This is a genomic window from Nocardioides sp. SLBN-35, from assembly GCF_006715725.1.
Taxonomy (GTDB): domain Bacteria; phylum Actinomycetota; class Actinomycetes; order Propionibacteriales; family Nocardioidaceae; genus Nocardioides.
Window position 1 is genome coordinate 2190354 of the sequence record NZ_VFNU01000001.1, and the last position, 17750, is coordinate 2208103.

Below are 17750 nucleotides of genomic sequence, written 5' to 3' on the forward strand. Positions count from 1 at the left end.
GTACGCCGGCCCGGTGAGTCGCGCGGGAGCGGTCGCCATCGACGTCGGGGTGGTGCTGGCGTCGTACTCCGTCGGTGTGGCGCTGACCGGATTCCTGCTGGACGCGATCTTCGATGCCTCGCTGGAGGAGGGCACCGGGACGATCGCGTCGGTCGTCCTGCTCGGCTGGGCGGCGCTGTACGTCGCCGTCGGCACCGCGATCGCGGGCCGCACCGTCGGCAAGGCGATCGTCGGCCTCAAGGTCGTGACCCGTGACGGCCGCCCGGTCGGGCCGGCGGCCGCGGTGGTCCGGGTCGTCGCCTTCCCGCTGAGCACGTCGCTGTTCGGGCTGGGGCTGCTGCTCGTCGTGCTGCGGCGCGACCACCGTGCGCTGCACGACCTGGTCGCGCGGACCGCGGTGGTCTACGACTGGGGCGACCGCCAGGCGCAGCTCCCGGGTCCGCTGACCGCGTACCTGCGCGCCCGCGACGTCGCGTGACGGATCGCTTCCGTCCACCGGAAACGTCCTCTTGCCGTCGCCGAGCACGCCGAGGTTGGCTGCCCAGGTGCTGCCGCCACTCACGCCCACCCGCAACGACCTCGGCCGCGACGTCACGGCACACCTGCCCGCGGCAGCCGACCTGAAGGGCGTCTACGCGCTGTCGGTGGAGCACAGCGCGATCTGGGAGCGTGCCGTGCCGTACCTGAAGGTGCGCGACAACGACGGCCACACCATCTACGCCTACGGCCTGGGTCGCGCGCTGCTCGACCTCGCCCCGGACGCCGACCCCGAGGTGGTGCTGCCGGCGATCCTGCTCCACGACACGGGCTGGTCGCAGGTGCCCGAGCCGGAGATCCTCGAGGCGATCGCTCCTGGTGGCGGACGACCGGACCTGGTGCTGCGGCACGAGGAGGAGGGCGCCCGGATCGCGCGCGAGGTGCTCGGCGAGGTCGGCTGGGACGCGGAGCGCACCGAGCGGATCGTCGCCATCGTCGACGGGCACGACAGCCGGCGCGAGGCGATCAGCCTCGACGACGCGCTGATGAAGGACGCCGACAAGCTCTGGCGGCTCACGCCGCACGGCGTCGACACGGTGATGAACTGGTTCGGGCTGACCCGCGACGAGGCGCACCGGCTGATCGCGGGCCGGGTGCACGACCACCTGCTCACCGACGCGGGCCGCACCCTCGCGCTCGCGCTGGCCGCGGTCGCCTCGATCGACACCACTCCGCAGCGGATCGCGCTGGCGTAGCCTCGGCCCGTGGCGACGGACCAGAGCGGCGGGGGGCGCACCGTCACCTCGAAGGTGCTGGCCCTGCTCGCCGCCTTCGAGCACGGGCCGAGCGCGCAGTCGCTGAGCGAGCTCGCGGCGCATGCCGACCTGCCGCTGCCGACGGCGCACCGGCTCGCCGCCGAGCTGGTCGCGTGGGGCGCGCTGGAGCGCACTCCGGAGGGCCGGTACGTCGTCGGGCTGCGGCTGTGGGAGGTCGCCCAGCACGCGGGACGCCAGCTCCGCGACGCCGCACGCCCCTACCTCCAGGACCTCTTCTCGCTGACCCAGGAGACCGCCCACCTCGCGATCCGGGAGGGCCACGAGGCGCTCTACATCGACCGGATCTACGGCTCCAAGCGGGTCCCGCGCGCGAGCCGGGTCGGTGGCCGGCTCCCGCTGCACGCGACCGCGGTCGGCAAGGTGCTGCTGGCCTACGAGGACCGCTGGCTGCAGGAGGCGTACGTCGCCGAGCGGCTCGACCCGGTCACCGCCCGCACCCACGTCCACCCGCAGCGGCTGCTCGAGGAGCTGGCGGCCATCCGCGAGCGCGGGTTCGCCACGACGTACGAGGAGGTCCGGGTCGGGAGCTGCTCGGTGGCCGTACCGGTGCTCGCCCCGGACGGTCGCGCGCCGGCCTCCATCGGCCTGGTCATGCACTCCGCGCAAGCCGACCAGATGCCCCGCCACCTGCCGACGCTGCGGGGGATCGCGGCCCGGATCGCGCCCTCCGCGGCTCGCTGGGCCGGGGCCGCGCCACCTCGCTGATCGACTTCCGTCCAACGGAAGGTGTCCATTGTGAGCCGCCCTCCCGAGGGCCAAGGTTGACCTTGTGACCGGCGCCACTCGGCAGCCCGGACCAGCAGTCCCAGAAGGGTGCGAGATGACCACCACGCACGACCCCGGCACCGGTTGCCCGGTGGCCCACCACGGCTACGAGCCGTTCGCGATGGACGACCCGTTCCCGTCGTACGCCGCGCTGCGGGCCGAGGAGCCGGTGATGTACGACGAGCGCGTCGGCTACTGGGTCGTCAGCCGCTACGAGGACGTCAAGGCTGTCTTCGAGGACTGGGAGACCTTCAGCAGCGAGAACGCCCAGGCGCCGGTCCGCGAGCGTGGCCCCGAGGCCCGCCGGATCATGGAGGAGGGCGGCTTCACGGCGTACTCCGGCCTGTCGGCGCGGGTTCCCCCGGAGCACACCCGGATCCGCAAGGTGACCGCGAAGGCGTTCACGCCGCGGCGCTACAAGGCCCTGGAACCGGCCATTCGCGCCCACGTCGTCGCATTGCTCACGGCGATGCGCGAGCACCCCGACCGGATGGGCGACATCGTCCGCGACCTCGCGTACGACGTCCCGACGGTCACCATCCTCACCCTGATCGGCGCCGACACCGGCCAGGTCGACCTGTTCAAGAAGTGGTCCGACTCGCGGGCCGCGATGACCTGGGGCGACCTGTCCGACGAGGAGCAGGTGCCGCACGCGCACAACCTGGTCGACTACTGGACCGAATGCCAGCGCCTGGTCGCCGAGGCCCACGCCGAGGAGCGGGACTCGCTGGTCGGCGACCTGGTCCGGGCCCAGGCCGAGGGCGACCCGATCACCGACCACGAGATCGCGTCCATCTGCTACAGCCTGCTCTTCGCGGGCCACGAGACCACGACCACGCTGATCTCCAACGCAGTGCGGGTCCTGCTGGCACACCCCGACCAGTGGCAGCGGATCGTCGACGACCCGAGCCTGATCGCCGGGGCCGTCGACGAGGTCCTGCGGGTCAGCCCGTCGATCGTCGGCTGGCGGCGCAAGGCGCTCAAGGACACCACGGTCGGCGGCGTCGCGATCCCTAAGGGCGGCGAGCTGCTCCTGCTGATGGGCTCGGCCAACCGCGACGAGACCCGGTTCGAGGACGCCGACCGCTTCGACGTCACCCGAGCCAACGCCCGCGAGCACCTCGCCTTCGGGTTCGGCATCCACTACTGCCTCGGCAACATGCTGGCCAAGCTGCAGGCCAAGGTCTGCCTCGAGGAGATCGTCCGGCTCGCACCGGACCTGCGCCTCGTCGACGCCGACGCCATCCGCTTCGGCGACAACCTGTCCTTCCGCGCACCGGTCGCGGTGCCCGTCACCTGGCCCGTGCTCGATGAGGGGGGCTCTCGATGAGCGAGCGTCTCGTCCAGTTCTTCGACGCCGGTGAGCCGGCCGAGCACGACCTGCTCGGCGGAAAGTGCGCCTCCCTGGTCACCATGACCGCCGCCGGGATGCCGGTCCCGCCGGGCTTCGCGGTCACCACGGCGGCGTACGACGCCTTCGTCCACGAGTCCGGCATCGCCGACCGGATCCACGAGCTGCTCGCGGGGCTCGACCCCGACGACGTCGTCCGGGTCGACGAGGTGTCGGCGCAGATCCGCGAGCTGTTGCTGGACTGCCCCGTCCCCGAGGAGGTCCGGGCGGCGATCCACGGCGCGTACGACGACCTGGTCACGCGGATCGGCGTGGACGTGCCGGTCGCGGTCCGCTCGTCGGCCACCGCCGAGGACCTGCCCGACGCGAGCTTCGCCGGTCAGCAGGACACCTACCTGTGGCTGCGCGGCTGGGACGACGTGCGCGACCACATCCGTCGCTGCTGGGCATCGATCTACACCAGCCGGGCGATCCTCTACCGGCTCAGGAACGACATCCCCGACGAGGGGCTGTCGATGGCGGTCGCCGTGCAGAAGATGGTCAACGCGCGGGTCGCCGGCGTCGCGATCACCCTCAACCCGACGACCGGTGACCGCTCGAAGATCGCCATCGACGCGTCGTACGGCGTCGGCGAGATGGTCGTCTCCGGCCAGGTCACCCCCGACAACCTGCTCCTCGACAAGGTGATGCTCAGCGTCGTCGCCGAGCACTGCGGGGACAAGCACGCCGAGCTCGTGCCCGATGCCGCCACCGGAGAGCTCGTCGAGCGCGAGGTCGAGCCGGACCGCCGCGAGCGACTCTGCCTCGAGCACGACGAGTTCGTCGCCGTCGCGCAGCTCGCGAAGCGCGCCGAGAAGCACTACGGATGCCCGCAGGACATCGAGTGGGCCTTCGACAGCGACCTGCCGGCGGGGGAGAACCTCCTGCTGCTCCAGGCACGCCCCGAGACCGTCCACTCGGTCGCGGCGACCACTGCCGCGGCCCCCACGAACACCACCCCTGCCTCGGGCGGGATGACCGGCTTCATGTCCGGACTCACCAGCTCTCTCACCCCAAGGAACAACCGATGACCGTCACCGACCCCACCCCGGGCACGAACGCCGCCCCCGCGATGAAGTCCTTCCCCAAGCCGTCCCAGCTGCCCGTCCCCGACGGCGCCGAGGGCTGGGAGAAGCTCTACCCCTACAACCTGGTCTTCCAGAACCTCAGCGGCGCCGAGGACGAGAAGTTCTGGTTCTGCGACAGCCAGCACTGGCCGACGGTGTTCAAGCCGTTCGAGACCATCGGCGGTGAGTTCGCGGTCAAGTGCCTCGGGCAGTACAACACCCGGCACCTGCTGATCCCGCCGGCGAACGGCATCGAGTTCAAGATCCACCTCGGCTACCTCTACATGTCGCCGGTCCCGGTCCCCGAGGAGCAGATCCCCGCCCGGGTGCCGGAGTTCGAGCGCCGCGCCGGCCACTACTTCCAGAACTGGAACGAGCTCCTCGACGGCTGGCGGGTCAAGGTCCGCGGCACCATCGACGAGATGGAGGCGCTGCGCTTCGAGCCGCTGCCGGACATGGTGCCCTTCGACGACATCGTGGCCGGTGTCGCGAAGGACGGCTCCGAGGTGCTGATGGAGAACTACGACCGACTGATCCAGCTGTGCTACCAGAACTGGCAGTACCACTTCGAGTTCCTCAACCTCGGCTACCTCGCGTACCTCGACTTCTTCGGCTTCTGCAAGGAGGCCTTCCCGGGCATCCCGGACCAGGCGATCGCCAAGATGGTCCAGGGCGTCGACATGGAGCTCTTCCGCCCCGACGACGAGCTGAAGAAGCTCGCCACCCTCGCGGTCGAGAGCGGACTGCAGGGCGCGTTCGCCGACACCGACGACGTGGCCGGCACGCTGGCCCGGATCGGGGAGTACGACGGGGGCGCGGCCTGGTTGGCGGCGTACGAGACCGCGCAGGACCCGTGGTTCAACTTCACCGTCGGCAACGGCTTCTACGGTCACGACAAGTACTGGCTCGAGCACCAGGAGATCCCGCTCGGCTACATCAAGGACTACGTGCGCCGCCTCGACGAGGGCCAGCAGATCATGCGGCCGGTCGAGGAGCTGACCGCGGAGAAGGACCGGATCGTCGCGGAGTACCGCGACCTGCTCGACGGCGAGGCGCTCGCGACCTTCGACGCCAAGCGCGGGCTCGCCGCGACGGCGTACCCGTACGTCGAGAACCACAACTTCTACATCGAGCACTGGACCATGGGCGTCTTCTGGCGCAAGGTCCGCGAGCTCGGCCGGGTCTTCGCGGCCGCCGGGTTCTGGGCCGACGAGTCCGACATGCTCTACCTCAACCGTGGCGAGGTCCGCGACGCGATCTTCGACCTGGTCACCGGCTGGGCGGTCGGCTCCGAGGCGACCGGACCGCACTACTGGCCGGCCGAGATCGAGCGTCGGCGCAAGATCTTCGAGGCGCTCGCCACCCAGCGACCGCAGCCGGCGCTGAACACGCCGCCGGCCGAGATCACCGAGCCGTTCACGATGATGCTCTACGGCATCACCACTGAGCAGGTGCAGCAGTGGCTGGCCGGCGACGAGGGCGGCGACGACGGTGTCATCACCGGCATGGCCGCGTCTCCCGGCGTGGTCGAGGGCATCGCCCGCGTCATCCACAGCGCCGACCAGCTCGGCGAGGTGCAGCAGGACGAGATCCTGGTCGCCACCATCACCGCGCCGTCGTGGGGCCCGATCTTCGGCAGGATCAAGGCCACCGTCACCGACATCGGCGGCATGATGAGCCACGCCGCGATCGTGTGTCGCGAGTACGGCCTGCCGGCCGTCACCGGCACCGGCAGCGCGTCCACGACGATCCGGACCGGCCAGCGGATCCGGGTCGACGGCGGCACCGGTCGCGTCGAGATCCTGGACTGACGCCGTGCCCGACTCCAGGACCGGCGAGGGAGCCGGCCGGACCGTCCTGATCACCGGGGCGGCCGGCGGGCTGGGCCGGGCGTTCGCGCTGGGGTTCGCCGACCGCGGCTACCGGGTGGCGGTCGCCGACATCGACGAGGCCGGCGCGGCGGAGACCGCGAAGCTGCTCGTCGACGCGGGCGCCGAGGCCTGGCACGGCGAGGTCGACGTCACCTCGGCGACCTCGACCGCCGAGCTCGCGGCAGCCGTCGCTGAGTTCGGGGACGGGCGGATCGACGTACTCGTCAACAACGCCGCGATCTACGGCACCGTCACCCGTGCGCCGCTCGAGGACATCGACCCCGCCGAGTGGGACCTGGTGATGGGGGTCAACCTCAAGGGGCCCTGGCTGATGGTGCGGGCGTGCAGCCCGTACCTGCGGGAGGGCGCGCGGGTGGTCAACCTGTCGTCGGCCACCGTCTACAGCGGGTCGGAGAACTGGCTCCACTACGTCGCCTCCAAGGGCGGCGTCATCGCCCTCACCCGGGTGATGGCCAAGGAGCTGGGCCGGCGCTCGATCAACGTCAACGCGATCGCGCCGGGCTTCACCCTCACCGACGCCAGCCTGGGGCTGATGGACGACGCGGCGTCGTACGGCGTCGACCGGGGTGCCCTGCGTCGTGCCAGCCAGCCCGACGACATCGTCGGTGTCGCCCTCTTCCTCGCCGGCCCCGACGCCGGCTTCGTCACCGGCCAGACCGTCGTCGTCGACGGCGGCCGCCAGTTCATCTGAGTCTCTTCGAAGGGGAGCAACAGTGCCCACGATCACCTACACCGACGCCGCCGGCGAGACCCGCGCCGTCGAGGCCAATGTCGGCGACTCCGTGATGGAGACGGCCGTGCGCAACGGCGTCGCCGGGATCGTCGCCGAGTGCGGCGGATCGCTGTCCTGCGCGACCTGCCACGTCTTCGTCGACGAGGCCGACTTCGCTGCGCTGCCGCCGATGGAGGAGATGGAGGACGAGATGCTGTGGGGTGCCGCCGTCGACCGGCAGGACACCTCGCGGCTGTGCTGCCAGATCAAGGTCACCGACGGCATGGACCTGCACGTCACCACGCCGGAGACGCAGGTCTGAGCCATGTCCACTGATCCCGGGGGCGCGCCCGGCCTGCTGATCATCGGCTCCTCCCAGGCGGGGGTGCAGCTCGCGGTGTCCCTGCGGGCGCTCGGCTACGAGCCGCCGATCACCCTCCTCGGCGACGAGAACCACCGTCCCTACCAGCGTCCCGCGCTGTCGAAGGAGTTCGTGCAGGGTGCGATCACCAAGGAGTCGCTGATCTACCGCACCCAGGAGTACTGGGACGAGCACCGGATCCGCGTGGTCCGCAACGAGCGGATCATCCGGATCGACAAGCGGGTCGACGGCTCCGGCGTCGCGCACTCCATGTCCGGCGCCGAGATCCCGTTCGACCGGCTCGCGCTCACCGTCGGCGCCCGCGCCCGACGACTGCTGCTCGAGGGCGTCGACCTGCCCGGCGTGCTCTACCTGCGCAACGCCGACGACGCGCTCGAGCTCAAGGCGCGGGTGCCGATGGTCAAGGACGTCGTCGTCATCGGTGGCGGCTTCATCGGCATCGAGGCCGCGGCCAGCCTCAACAAGATGGGCCGCACCGTGACCCTGCTCGAGGCCGGGCCGCGCCTGGTCGGCCGCGCCGTCGGTGCCGAGACGTCGTCGTACCTGCTCGACCACCACCGCCGGCACGGCATCGACGTGGTCCTCGACGCGGAGGTACGCCGCATCGTCGGTTCCGGTGACCGGGTCGCCGGCGTCGAGCTCGGCGACGGGCGGGTGGTCCCGGCCGACCTGGTACTGATCGGGGTCGGCGTCATCCCCAACACCGAGCTGGCCGAGTCGATCGGTCTCGAGTGCGACAACGGGATCCGGGTCGACGCGCACGCCCTCGCCTCCGACGGTGTCACCGTCGCCGTCGGGGACGTCGCCAACCTGCCCAACCCTGTGCCGGGTGCGCCCGAGGGGGACCGGATCCGGTTCGAGAGCGTCAACAACGCGGTGGAGCAGGCGAAGGTGGCGGCGTACGCGATCGCCGGGCGGCCCGAGGAGTACGCCGGCGTCCCGTGGTTCTGGTCCAACCAGGCCGACCTCAAGCTGCAGATCGCCGGCCTGTCCGCCGGGCACGACCTGACCGTCGTACGGCGTGACGAGGCGAAGGGGAAGTACTCCGTCCTCTACTACCGCGGCGACGCGATCATCGCCGCCGACTGCGTCAACGCACCCCTGGACTTCATGGCCGTCAAGGCCGCCATCGCCAGTGGGGCGGCGATCCCGCCCGGCGAGGCCGCCGATCCGGCGGTCCAGCTCAAGTCGATCTCGAGGAACCCGTCATGACCCAGCCCCTACCGCCGACCCCCGTCCCGCCGTCCGGCCCGGTCGACACCTCGCCGATCTCGCTGACGCCCGCGGCCGGGCTCGACCTCGACCCGGTGTGGCGCGGCGTCGTCCCGGAGACGCGGGCGCGCAGCAACGACATCCACCTGCCGATCTCGCTGGCGTACGCCGAGCGGCTGTGCCGGGCCTACCCCGAGGCCGACGCGGAGCTGGTGCGGGTCGCGATCCTGCTGCACGACACCGGCTGGGGCCGCGTCGACGAGAGCCGGATCATCTCCGAGGGCTTCTCCGGGGACTGGCGCAAGGCCGAGATCCGCTTCGAGCACGAGCGCCAGGGCTGCATCATCGCGCGCGAGGTGCTGCCGCCGCTGGGCTACTCCGAGGAGTTCGTGGCCGCGGTCTGCGCGATCGTCGACGGGCACGACACCCGCAAGGAGGCCTACTCCCTGGAGGACGCACTGGTCCGCGACGCCGACCGGCTGTGGCGCTTCGACCACGCCGGGATCGCGCTCGCGTCGGGCTGGTTCGGGCTGGACCCTGCGACGTACTGCGACCGGCTGGCGCGCGAGATCGTCCCCGAGCTGCTCACCGAGGCCGCCATCGCGATGGCCACCGCCGACCTGACCCGCTCCAACCGGCTGCTCAAGACCGACGTGCTGCGCGACGCGGAGACGGGTGCGGTGGCTCCGTGACCCGACCCTCGCTCGACCTGCCGTGGACCCACGTCGACGACCTGTACCTCGACGGCGCGTGGCGCCCGGCACTCGCCACGGCGCGCCTGCCGGTGGTGGACCCCGCTACCGGCGAGGAGTGGGGCTCGGTGCCTGACGCCTCTGCGGAGGACGTCGAGGCGGCGATGGCCTCTGCCGTCGCGGCCTTCCGGTCCGGGCCGTGGCCGCGGCTCTCGCCGAGCGAGCGTGCCGAGGTCCTGCTCCGGATGGCCGAGGAGGTGGAGAAGCGGGCCGAGCCGCTGTCGTGGACCAACACCCGCGAGAACGGCTCGCCGATCGCCGAGACCTCCGGCGCCGCGGCCAACGCCGCCGGGATCCTGCGCCACGTCGCCTCCCTCGCCGCGTGGCTGGAAGCCGAGGACGTCCGGCCGTTCCCGGCGGGCGGTGCGGAGACCGTCGTACGACGCGAGCCGGTCGGGCCGTGCGTGCTGATCGCGCCCTGGAACTTCCCGATCAACCTGATGGTGATCAAGCTGGCACCCGCGCTGCTCGCGGGCTGCACCGTCGTGATGAAGCCGGCCGAGTCGACGCCGTTGTCGATCCGGTTCGTGGTGGAGGCCGCGGAGGCGGCCGGCGTACCGGCGGGCGTGGTCAACCTGGTCACCGGCGGGGGAGCGGTCGGCGAGGCGCTGGTCCGCCACCCTGACACCGCGAAGGTCGCCTTCACCGGCTCCACGCCCGTCGGCCGCCGGATCGGCGCCGCGTGCGGCGAGCTGCTCAAGCCGGTGACTCTCGAGCTCGGCGGCAAGTCGTCCGCGATCGTGCTCGAGGACGCCGACCTCGACGCGATGGCCAAGGTGCTGGTGCGCTCGTCGATGCGCAACACCGGCCAGACCTGCTACATCTCCACCCGGATCCTCGCCCCGGCGTCGCGCTACGACGAGGTGGTCGAGATGGTCACCGCGACCATCGCCGCCGGCAAGCAGGGCGACCCGTTCGAGCCGGACACCGTCTTCGGCCCGCTCGCGACCCGAGCGCAGCGTGACGTGGTGCTCGGCTTCCTGGAGGGGGCTGCGGCCGAGGGCGCGCGGGTCACCACCGGCGGCGCGGCCGTGGACGGGCCGGGCTTCTTCGTGCAGCCCACGGTCCTCGCCGACGTCACCCCGTCGATGACGGTCGCCCGCGAGGAGGTGTTCGGCCCGGTCGTCTCCGTGCTGCGCTACGAGACCCTGGACGAGGCGATCGCGCTGGCCAACGACACGTCGTTCGGCCTGGGCGGCCTGGTCTTCTCATCCTCGCCGCAGCGGGCACTGGAGGTCGCCGAGCGGATGGACACCGGCTCGGTCGGGCTCAACTTCTTCGCCTCCAACCACGCCGCGCCCTTCGGCGGCCGGCACGACTCCGGCCTCGGGGTCGAGTACGGCGTGGAGGGACTCTCGGCGTACCTCACGTTCAAGTCGATCCACCGGAGGGTGTGATCGGAGGTCGAGGAGCTCGCGCAGCGACGCCGGAGGTCGAGGAGCTCGCGCAGCGACGCCGGAGGTCGAGGAGCTCGCGCAGCGACGCCGGAGGTCGAGGAGGTCGCGCAGCGACGCCGGAGGTCGAGGAGCTCGCGCAGCGAGCGTCACGAGACCACCTGCGGCGATGCCGGTACCCGGCTGGCGCGGTTGGTTCACGGGTCTCGTGACGGTTGCTGCGCAACCTCCTCGACCTCCGAGCTGTCCGGGTTCCACAGTCCGGCGCGGCCCTCGATCTGGGCCTGTTGACGCGCGGCCGTGCCTGCGTAGCCGCGGCTGCCGAGCTCGGCCAGATCGCCGAGGCGACCTTCGATCAGTGCGATCCGCTTGGCTCGGCCCCAGCGCTGAACCTGCTTCTCGAACAGGAAGGCCTCCTCGATCCGGGTGAACTCGCCCGCCCAGGCGAGTCGGACGGGACGACGGCGCCGCGGCCGGGTGTAGGCCGCGCCGAGTCCGAGATCGTGCTCGGCCACGCGGCGTTCGAGGTCGTAGGTGCTGCCGACGTAGAACGACCCGTCGGCGCACTCGAGGATGTAGGTCCAGGGCATGCCGGGACTCTCGGTCGTGATGCCGAGCTCGACAACCCGTGTTCGCAGGACCTGTGGACAGGAGCGTGGATCCGCATGTCCCGGAGGTCGAGGAGCTCGCGCTGTGACGCCGGAGGTCGAGGAGCTCGCGCTGTGACGCCGGAGGTCGAGGAGCTCGCGCTGTGACGCCGGAGGTCGAGGAGCTCGCGCAGCGAGCGTCGCGAGACCACCGGACGTGATGCCGGGACTCGGGTTAGCGGGGTTGGTTGCGGTGGTCTCGTGACGGTTGCTGCGCAACCTCCTCGACCTCCGAGGTTGTCGCAACCTCCTCGACCTCCGAGGTTTGTCGCAACCTCCTCGACCTCCCGGTCAGCCCACCGTCCGCCCGATGCCCTGCGCGGCGACCTGGAGCGCCGCGACGAGGCGGGCCCGGTCGCGCTTGAGCGACGGTACGACGACGCCGAGCGCGGCGACGACAGGGAACTCGGTGGTTGAGGTGCGAGCGCCGGCGAGCCTCGAAACCGCGGTGATCGGTACGGCGACCGAGCAGGCGCCGAGGGTCATCTCCTCGACGGTGGTCGCGTAGCCGTCGCGACGGACCTGCTCGAGCTGCTCGCGCATGCGGGCCGGCTGGGTGATCGTGTACGGCGTGACCCGGGCCGGCCGCGCGAGCGCATCGGCCACCACGTCGTCGGGCGCGTGGGCGAGGAGCACCTTGCCGACGCCGGTCGCGTGCAGGGGGAGCCGGGAGCCGACGGTGCTGACGACCGGGACGGACGCACGCCCGGAGAGGCGCTCGAGGTAGAGCACCTCGGTTCCCTCGCGCACGGCGAGGTGCACGGTGGCGCGGGTGGTGGCGTGCAGGTCGTTCATGAACGGGCGGGCGACCTCGCGCAGGCCGGTCTCGACCGGTGCGAGCAGCCCGACCTGCCACAGCCGCCTGGCGACGACGTACTCGCCGTTGGCGCGGCGCACCAGCGCGCCGCCGGCGACCAGCTCACCGACCAGTCGGTGGGCCGTGGGCAGCGGCAGGTCGGCGCGGCGGGCCAGCTCGGACAGGGTCAGCCGACGGTGCGACTCGTCGAAGGCGAAGAGCAGCGCGAGGCTGCGCGAGACCACGGTCGCGCCTGGGACGGAGGTGTTGCCGGCCATCGCCCACCCTTTCGCTGAGTGGAAGAAGGCTATCGCGCCGCACGACCCGTGGCCCCTAGCGTGGGGGCATGGACTCGCAAGCGCGGATCACCGCCGAGATCGCCGAGGCGCACGCCGCGACCCCACCGGGCGCCGCGCAGCCGCGGATCGACTTCCCGCCGTACCGCAGCTCCGCGCTGCGCCACCCCACCAAGGACCTGCGCCACGCCGACCCCGAGGGGATCGAGCTGGTGGCACCGGTGTTCGGGCACTCCGACATCGACCCGGTCGAGGCTGACCTGACCATCCAGCACGGCGGCGAGCCGATCGGGGAGCGGATGCTGCTCACCGGCCGCGTCCTCGACGGCGACGGGCGCCCGGTCCGTCACCAGCTGGTCGAGATCTGGCAGGCCAACGCGGGCGGGCGCTACATCCACAAGCGCGACCAGCACCCCGCGCCGATCGACCCCAACTTCACCGGCGTCGGGCGCTGCCTGACCGACGGCGACGGGACGTACCGCTTCACCACCATCAAGCCGGGCCCGTACCCCTGGCGCAACCACCTCAACGCCTGGCGCCCCGCGCACATCCACTTCTCGCTGTTCGGCACCGAGTTCACGCAGCGGCTGATCACCCAGATGTACTTCCCGGGCGACCCGCTGTTCGCGCTCGACCCGATCTACCAGTCGATCACCGACCAGGCCGTGCGCGAGCGCCTCGTCGCGACCTACGACCACGACCTGACCACCCACGAGTGGGCGACCGGCTACCGCTGGGACATCGTGCTGACCGGCACCCACGCGACGCCCTTGGAGCGTGACGACCATGAGTGAGACCCTCGCGCCCACCCCCGGGCAGACGATCGGGCCGTTCTTCCACGACGCCCTGCCGTACGACGGCGGCGCATTCCTGGTCCCCGCGGGCTCGGCCGGCGCGGTCCGCCTGCACGGCACCGTCTACGACGGCAGCGGCGCTCCCGTCCCCGACGCGCTCCTCGAGATCCGGCAGGCCGACCCGGCCGGCGCGGCGCCGCGGGTCGAGGGCTCGCTGCACCGCGACGGCCGGTTCACCGGCTGGGGGCGGGCGGCCACCGACGCGTCCGGGCGCTACGCCTTCACGACCGTCCTCCCGGGCGGTGTCGCGGGGGGAGCGGCCTTCTTCTCGGTCGTCGTGTTCGCGCGCGGCCTGCTCGACCGGCTCTTCACCCGTGCCTACCTGCCCGGTGAGTCCGACGACTTCCTCGCCGGACTCCCCGCGGACGAGGCGCAGACACTGCGGGTCGAGCCCGAGGCCGACGACAGCCTCCGGTTCGACGTCCACCTGCAGGGCGACCGCGAGACGGTCTTCCTCAGCTACCCGCGGCACCGGTCATGAGCATCCTTCGTCCCGGCGCGCACCGGGCCGCCGGGACCGCCGACGACACGGCGGTCCTCGCGGCCATGCTGCGCGTGGAGGTGGCCTGGGCGCGGGCCCTGGTCGCCGCCGGGATCGCGACCGACGCCGATGCGGCAGCGGTCGCCGAGGCGGCGGCCGGGCTCGACGTCGACCTGCCTGCGCTGGCGGTCGCGGCGGAGGCGGCCGGCAATCCCGTCGTACCGCTGGTGGAGCTGCTCCGCACCGCCGCCGGCGACGCATCCGGCGCCGTGCACCGGGGCCTCACCAGCCAGGACGTGGTCGACACCGCGCTGGTCCTGCTCGCCCGCGACGCGGTCGCCCGGGTCCGGGCCGACCTGGTGACCACCGGCGACGCCGTCGCCGTGCTGGCGCGCGCCCACCGTGACGACGCCGCCGTCGCCAGGACCCTCACCCAGTGGGCGGTGCCGACCACCTTCGGCCTGCGCGCGGCCCAGTGGCTGGCCGGCGTCGACGACGCCGTCAGGCGGCTCGACGGGCTCGCCTTCCCGGTCCAGTACGGCGGCGCGGCGGGCACCCGCGCACTGCTGGCCGAGCCCGAGGCGCTGCCCGCGCTCGCCGCCGCCCTCGGTCTCGACGCGGCCGCGCTGCCGTGGCACACCCGGCGCGCGACGGTCACGGCGATCGGTGACGCGCTCACCACCGCCACCGACGCCCTCGGTGTCGTCGCGGCCGACGTGCTGCTGCTCGGCCGCCCCGAGGTCGCCGAGGTGCGCGAGGGCGCCGTCGCCGGGCGCGGTGGCTCCTCGACGATGCCGCACAAGCAGAACCCGGTCCTGTCCGTCCTCGTGCACGCGGCCGCGCAGCAGGCGCCGGGCCTCGCCGCCCAGCTCCACCTGTCCGCGGCCGGCGCCGTCGACGAGCGGCCCGACGGTGCCTGGCACGCCGAATGGCCCGTCCTTACGCGGCTCCTGGAGCTCGCCGTCACCGCGGCGAGCCAGGCCGCCGAGCTCGTCGCCGGCCTGCACGTCGACACCTCCGCGATGGCCGCCCGGGTCGACGCGGCCACCGCGACCGGCAGCCTCGACACCCGGGGCGGGACCGGCGAGGCCGGGCGCCTCGTCGACCTCGCGATCACCCGCTGGGAGGAGACCCGTGCCTGACCTGACCTTCACGCAGCTGTCCGGGGACCAGCCACGCACGGACGCCGAGCGCGTCCTCGTCGTCGGCCCGTCCCTCGGCACCGGCGTCGCCGACCTCTGGTCCCGCTGCGCCGCGCTGCTGCCCGCGACCTGGCAGGTCGTCGGCTGGGACCTGCCCGGTCACGGGGCAGGAGCCCCCGCGACGACGGTGTTCACCGTGGAGGAGCTGGCGGCCGCCGTACGCGACCGGGCGGCCGGGATCGCGGCCGGCCGTCCCGTCTCCTACGCGGGCGTGTCCTTCGGCGGCGCCGTCGGCTTCGCGATCGCCGTCGAGCCGGGGCCGTTCGACGCGGTCGTCACGCTGGCCGCGGCGCCGAGGATCGGTACGCCGGAGGGGTGGCACGACCGGGCGGCGTACGTCCGCAAGGCCGGCACCGCCGCCATGGTGGAGGGCTCCGCGGCCCGTTGGTTCGCACCCGGCTTCCTCGAACGAGACCCCGCGACCGGCAGCGCGCTGCTGCTGGCCCTGCAGTCGGTCGACGACGAGTCGTACGCGCTGGCCTGCGAGGCGCTGGCGGCCTTCGACGTCCGTGACCGGGTCTCGTTCGCGCCCGTGCCGCTGCTCTCCGCCGGTGGCGAGCACGACGTCGTCGTCACGCCCGACCAGGTCGCGGTGGTGATCCCCGGCGTCGCGCACCAGCCCACCGCCGAGGACCCGGTCGCGACCGCCGACCTGATCCGTGAGTTCCTGGAGGCCACCCGATGACGTACGACGACCCGTTCGACGCAGGCATGACCGTCCGGCGCGAGGTGCTCGGCGACGCGCACGTCGACCGCGCCGAGGCCGCGAAGACCCCGTTCACGCAGGACTTCCAGGAGCTGATCACCCGCTACGCGTGGGGGAGCGTGTGGACCCGGCCCGGTCTCGACCGCCGGTCGCGCTCGGTCGCCGTCCTCACCGCGATGATCGCGCTCGGGCACTGGGAGGAGTTCGCGATGCACGTGCGCGCCGCGCGCACCAACGGCCTCGGCGACGACGAGATCGCCGAGGTGATCCTTCAGGCCGGCATCTACTGCGGCGTCCCCGCCGCCAACCACGCCTTCGCCGTCGCGAAGGGTGTCCTCGAGGAGCTGGACCGATGAGCATCACGACGACCACCACCGACGTCGCCATCGTCGGCGCCGGCCCCGCCGGCCTGATGCTCGCCCACCTGCTGCAGCGCGCCGGCATCTCTTCGGTCGCGATCGACATCCGCAGCCGCGAGGAGATCGAGAACACCCACCGGGCCGGGATCCTGGAGCAGGACAGCGTCCGGCTGCTGGTCGAGTCCGGCGTCTCCGAGCGGGTGCTGCGCGACGGCTACCGCCACGCCGGCATCGATCTCGCGTTCGGCGGCGGCGGGCACCGGATCGACTTCGAGTCGCTGGTCGGCGCCTCGGTCCAGCTGTACCCGCAGACCGACGTCTTCATCGACCTCGCCGACGCCCGCGCGCGCGAGGGCGGGGACGTCCGGTTCGGGGTGAGCGAGGTGTCGGTCGCCGACATCACCGGCGACCGGCCGCTGATGAGGTTCACCGACGCGGACGGCGTACGCCACGAGGTCGCGGCCCGGATCCTGGTCGGCTCCGACGGCTCGCGCAGCATCTGCCGCCACGAGTTCCCCGAGTCGCTGCGCCGCCAGTTCTTCCGCGAGTACCCCTTCGCCTGGTTCGGCATCCTGTGCGAGGCGCCCCCCAGCAGTGACGAGCTCATCTACAGCCACTCCGAGCGCGGCTTCGCGCTGATCAGCCAGCGCACCGAGACGCTGCAGCGGATGTACTTCCAGTGCGACCCGGCCGAGGACGTCGCCGCCTGGTCCGACGACCGGATCTGGGAGGAGCTCCAGGCCCGGGTCGGCGCCAACGGCTACGTCCTCAAGGAGGGCCCGATCACCTCGAAGGTGGTGCTGCCGTTCCGCAGCTTCGTCCAGGAGCCGATGCGCCACGGCAACCTCGTCCTCGCCGGCGACGCCGCGCACACCGTCCCGCCGACCGGCGCCAAGGGCCTCAACCTGGCGCTGGCCGACGTCCGGGTGCTCGCCGAGGAGCTCGAGCTCCACCTCCGTGGGGACGAGGTGGCGCTCGACCGGTACGCCGAGCGGGCGCTGCAGCGGGTCTGGAAGGCGCAGCACTTCTCGTACTGGATGACCACGATGCTGCACCGCCTGCCCGAGGCGAGCGACTTCGACGTACGCCGGCAGGTGGGCGAGCTGACCTCGCTGGTCACCTCGTCCGCCGGGTCGACGTACCTCGCGGAGGGCTACACCGGCTGGCCCTCCTGAGGCGGTCCGGAGAACGCGCAGCCGGTCGGTACGCCGAAGCGACGCAGGAGGACCGCCGCCGGGCAGAACCCGGTGACGCTCGACTGCAGGAGGTTGGCTCCGACGAAGCCGGTGAGCAGCAGCCACCACGGCGAGAGCAGCGCGGCGAGGCCCGCGCTGGCGAGCACCAGGGTGCCCGCCAGCGCGAGGACGAGCCGGTCGACGTTCATCGCCACCACCGCTTCGGCCTCTCGGGGCGCTCGTGGCCGCCGCACCACTGGTCAGCGGGCACCCGGGCCTTCACCGACGCGACGTGCTGGCCGCAGCCGGCCCAGGTCGTCTTGCCGCAGGTCTTGCAGCGCACGGGACGGCACAC

21 protein-coding genes are annotated in these 17750 nt (G+C 72.4%); 17 read left to right on the forward strand and 4 right to left on the reverse strand.

Annotation, left to right across the window (positions count from 1 at the left end; genetic code table 11):
* The first annotated feature begins 13 nt into the window (after window positions 1-13).
* From FBY23_RS10600 to FBY23_RS10650, 11 genes are all read left to right on the forward strand, one after another.
* A complete protein-coding gene (locus FBY23_RS10600) occupies window positions 14-478 on the forward strand; it encodes an RDD family protein (RefSeq protein WP_160158215.1) in 465 nt (154 codons plus the stop codon).
* 67 nt (window positions 479-545) lie between these two features.
* A complete protein-coding gene (locus FBY23_RS10605; protein WP_141798115.1) occupies window positions 546-1232 on the forward strand; it encodes an HD domain-containing protein in 687 nt (228 codons plus the stop codon).
* A 9-nt stretch (window positions 1233-1241) separates the two neighbouring features.
* On the forward strand, window positions 1242-2018 hold the full coding sequence (locus FBY23_RS10610) for an IclR family transcriptional regulator (protein WP_260805891.1): 777 nt from the start codon (window positions 1242-1244) through the stop codon (window positions 2016-2018).
* A gap of 115 nt (window positions 2019-2133) precedes the next feature.
* Window positions 2134-3408, forward strand: coding sequence for a cytochrome P450 (locus FBY23_RS10615; protein WP_141798116.1), 1275 nt, complete (start codon window positions 2134-2136; stop codon window positions 3406-3408).
* Window positions 3405-4499 carry a PEP/pyruvate-binding domain-containing protein gene (locus tag FBY23_RS10620; RefSeq protein WP_141798117.1) on the forward strand — a complete coding sequence of 365 codons (1095 nt, stop codon included), beginning with the start codon at window positions 3405-3407 and terminating at the stop codon, window positions 4497-4499. The genes FBY23_RS10615 and FBY23_RS10620 overlap by 4 nt, the downstream gene beginning before the upstream one ends.
* The gene (locus tag FBY23_RS10625) at window positions 4496-6346 is read left to right on the forward strand and encodes a PEP-utilizing enzyme (protein WP_141798118.1); all 1851 of its coding nucleotides are present in this window, start codon (window positions 4496-4498) and stop codon (window positions 6344-6346) included. The genes FBY23_RS10620 and FBY23_RS10625 overlap by 4 nt, the downstream gene beginning before the upstream one ends.
* 4 nt (window positions 6347-6350) lie before the next feature.
* Window positions 6351-7118, forward strand: coding sequence for an SDR family NAD(P)-dependent oxidoreductase (locus FBY23_RS10630; protein WP_141798119.1), 768 nt, complete (start codon window positions 6351-6353; stop codon window positions 7116-7118).
* A 22-nt stretch (window positions 7119-7140) separates the two neighbouring features.
* Window positions 7141-7461, forward strand: coding sequence for a 2Fe-2S iron-sulfur cluster-binding protein (locus FBY23_RS10635; protein WP_141798120.1), 321 nt, complete (start codon window positions 7141-7143; stop codon window positions 7459-7461).
* 3 nt (window positions 7462-7464) lie between these two features.
* Window positions 7465-8733 (forward strand): NAD(P)/FAD-dependent oxidoreductase, encoded by a 1269-nt coding sequence (locus FBY23_RS10640; protein ID WP_141798121.1) that lies wholly within the window; start codon window positions 7465-7467, stop codon window positions 8731-8733.
* Window positions 8730-9425 carry an HD domain-containing protein gene (locus FBY23_RS10645; RefSeq protein ID WP_141798122.1) on the forward strand — a complete coding sequence of 232 codons (696 nt, stop codon included), beginning with the start codon at window positions 8730-8732 and terminating at the stop codon, window positions 9423-9425. The genes FBY23_RS10640 and FBY23_RS10645 overlap by 4 nt, the downstream gene beginning before the upstream one ends.
* Window positions 9422-10882, forward strand: coding sequence for an aldehyde dehydrogenase family protein (locus FBY23_RS10650; protein WP_141798123.1), 1461 nt, complete (start codon window positions 9422-9424; stop codon window positions 10880-10882). The genes FBY23_RS10645 and FBY23_RS10650 overlap by 4 nt, the downstream gene beginning before the upstream one ends.
* A gap of 194 nt (window positions 10883-11076) precedes the next feature.
* On the opposite strand, the gene FBY23_RS10655 is transcribed toward FBY23_RS10650, so the two are convergent.
* Window positions 11077-11469 (reverse strand): GIY-YIG nuclease family protein, encoded by a 393-nt coding sequence (locus FBY23_RS10655; RefSeq protein ID WP_141798124.1) that lies wholly within the window; start codon window positions 11467-11469, stop codon window positions 11077-11079.
* 348 nt (window positions 11470-11817) lie between these two features.
* Window positions 11818-12600, reverse strand: a complete 783-nt coding sequence (locus FBY23_RS10660; protein ID WP_141798125.1) for an IclR family transcriptional regulator — start codon at window positions 12598-12600, stop codon at window positions 11818-11820.
* Window positions 12601-12668: 68 nt separating this feature from the next.
* On the opposite strand from FBY23_RS10660, the gene pcaH reads away from it, so the two are divergent.
* Genes pcaH through FBY23_RS10690 form a run of 6 tightly spaced genes read left to right on the forward strand, consistent with a single transcriptional unit; the run spans window position 12669 to window position 17395 of the window.
* Window positions 12669-13412: a protocatechuate 3,4-dioxygenase subunit beta gene (gene pcaH, locus FBY23_RS10665; RefSeq protein ID WP_141798126.1), complete on the forward strand. Its 744-nt coding sequence runs from the start codon at window positions 12669-12671 to the stop codon at window positions 13410-13412.
* Window positions 13405-13953 (forward strand): protocatechuate 3,4-dioxygenase subunit alpha, encoded by a 549-nt coding sequence (pcaG, locus tag FBY23_RS10670; RefSeq protein ID WP_141798127.1) that lies wholly within the window; start codon window positions 13405-13407, stop codon window positions 13951-13953. Before pcaH ends, pcaG begins: the two co-directional genes overlap by 8 nt.
* Window positions 13950-15095 carry a lyase family protein gene (locus tag FBY23_RS10675; protein WP_141798128.1) on the forward strand — a complete coding sequence of 382 codons (1146 nt, stop codon included), beginning with the start codon at window positions 13950-13952 and terminating at the stop codon, window positions 15093-15095. The genes pcaG and FBY23_RS10675 overlap by 4 nt, the downstream gene beginning before the upstream one ends.
* The gene (locus tag FBY23_RS10680; RefSeq protein WP_141798129.1) at window positions 15088-15840 is read left to right on the forward strand and encodes an alpha/beta fold hydrolase; all 753 of its coding nucleotides are present in this window, start codon (window positions 15088-15090) and stop codon (window positions 15838-15840) included. The genes FBY23_RS10675 and FBY23_RS10680 overlap by 8 nt, the downstream gene beginning before the upstream one ends.
* On the forward strand, window positions 15837-16217 hold the full coding sequence (gene pcaC / locus FBY23_RS10685) for a 4-carboxymuconolactone decarboxylase (protein ID WP_141798130.1): 381 nt from the start codon (window positions 15837-15839) through the stop codon (window positions 16215-16217). The genes FBY23_RS10680 and pcaC overlap by 4 nt, the downstream gene beginning before the upstream one ends.
* Window positions 16214-17395 (forward strand): 4-hydroxybenzoate 3-monooxygenase, encoded by a 1182-nt coding sequence (locus tag FBY23_RS10690; protein ID WP_141798131.1) that lies wholly within the window; start codon window positions 16214-16216, stop codon window positions 17393-17395. Before pcaC ends, FBY23_RS10690 begins: the two co-directional genes overlap by 4 nt.
* Here the strand turns inward: FBY23_RS10690 and FBY23_RS10695 are convergent.
* Both FBY23_RS10695 and FBY23_RS26190 read right to left on the reverse strand, forming a co-directional pair.
* Entirely contained in the window at window positions 17374-17604 is a 231-nt protein-coding gene (locus tag FBY23_RS10695) for a DUF2892 domain-containing protein (protein WP_141798132.1), read from the reverse strand. The genes FBY23_RS10690 and FBY23_RS10695 overlap by 22 nt on opposite strands.
* Entirely contained in the window at window positions 17601-17750 is a 150-nt protein-coding gene (locus tag FBY23_RS26190) for a hypothetical protein (RefSeq protein ID WP_174245200.1), read from the reverse strand. Before FBY23_RS26190 ends, FBY23_RS10695 begins: the two co-directional genes overlap by 4 nt.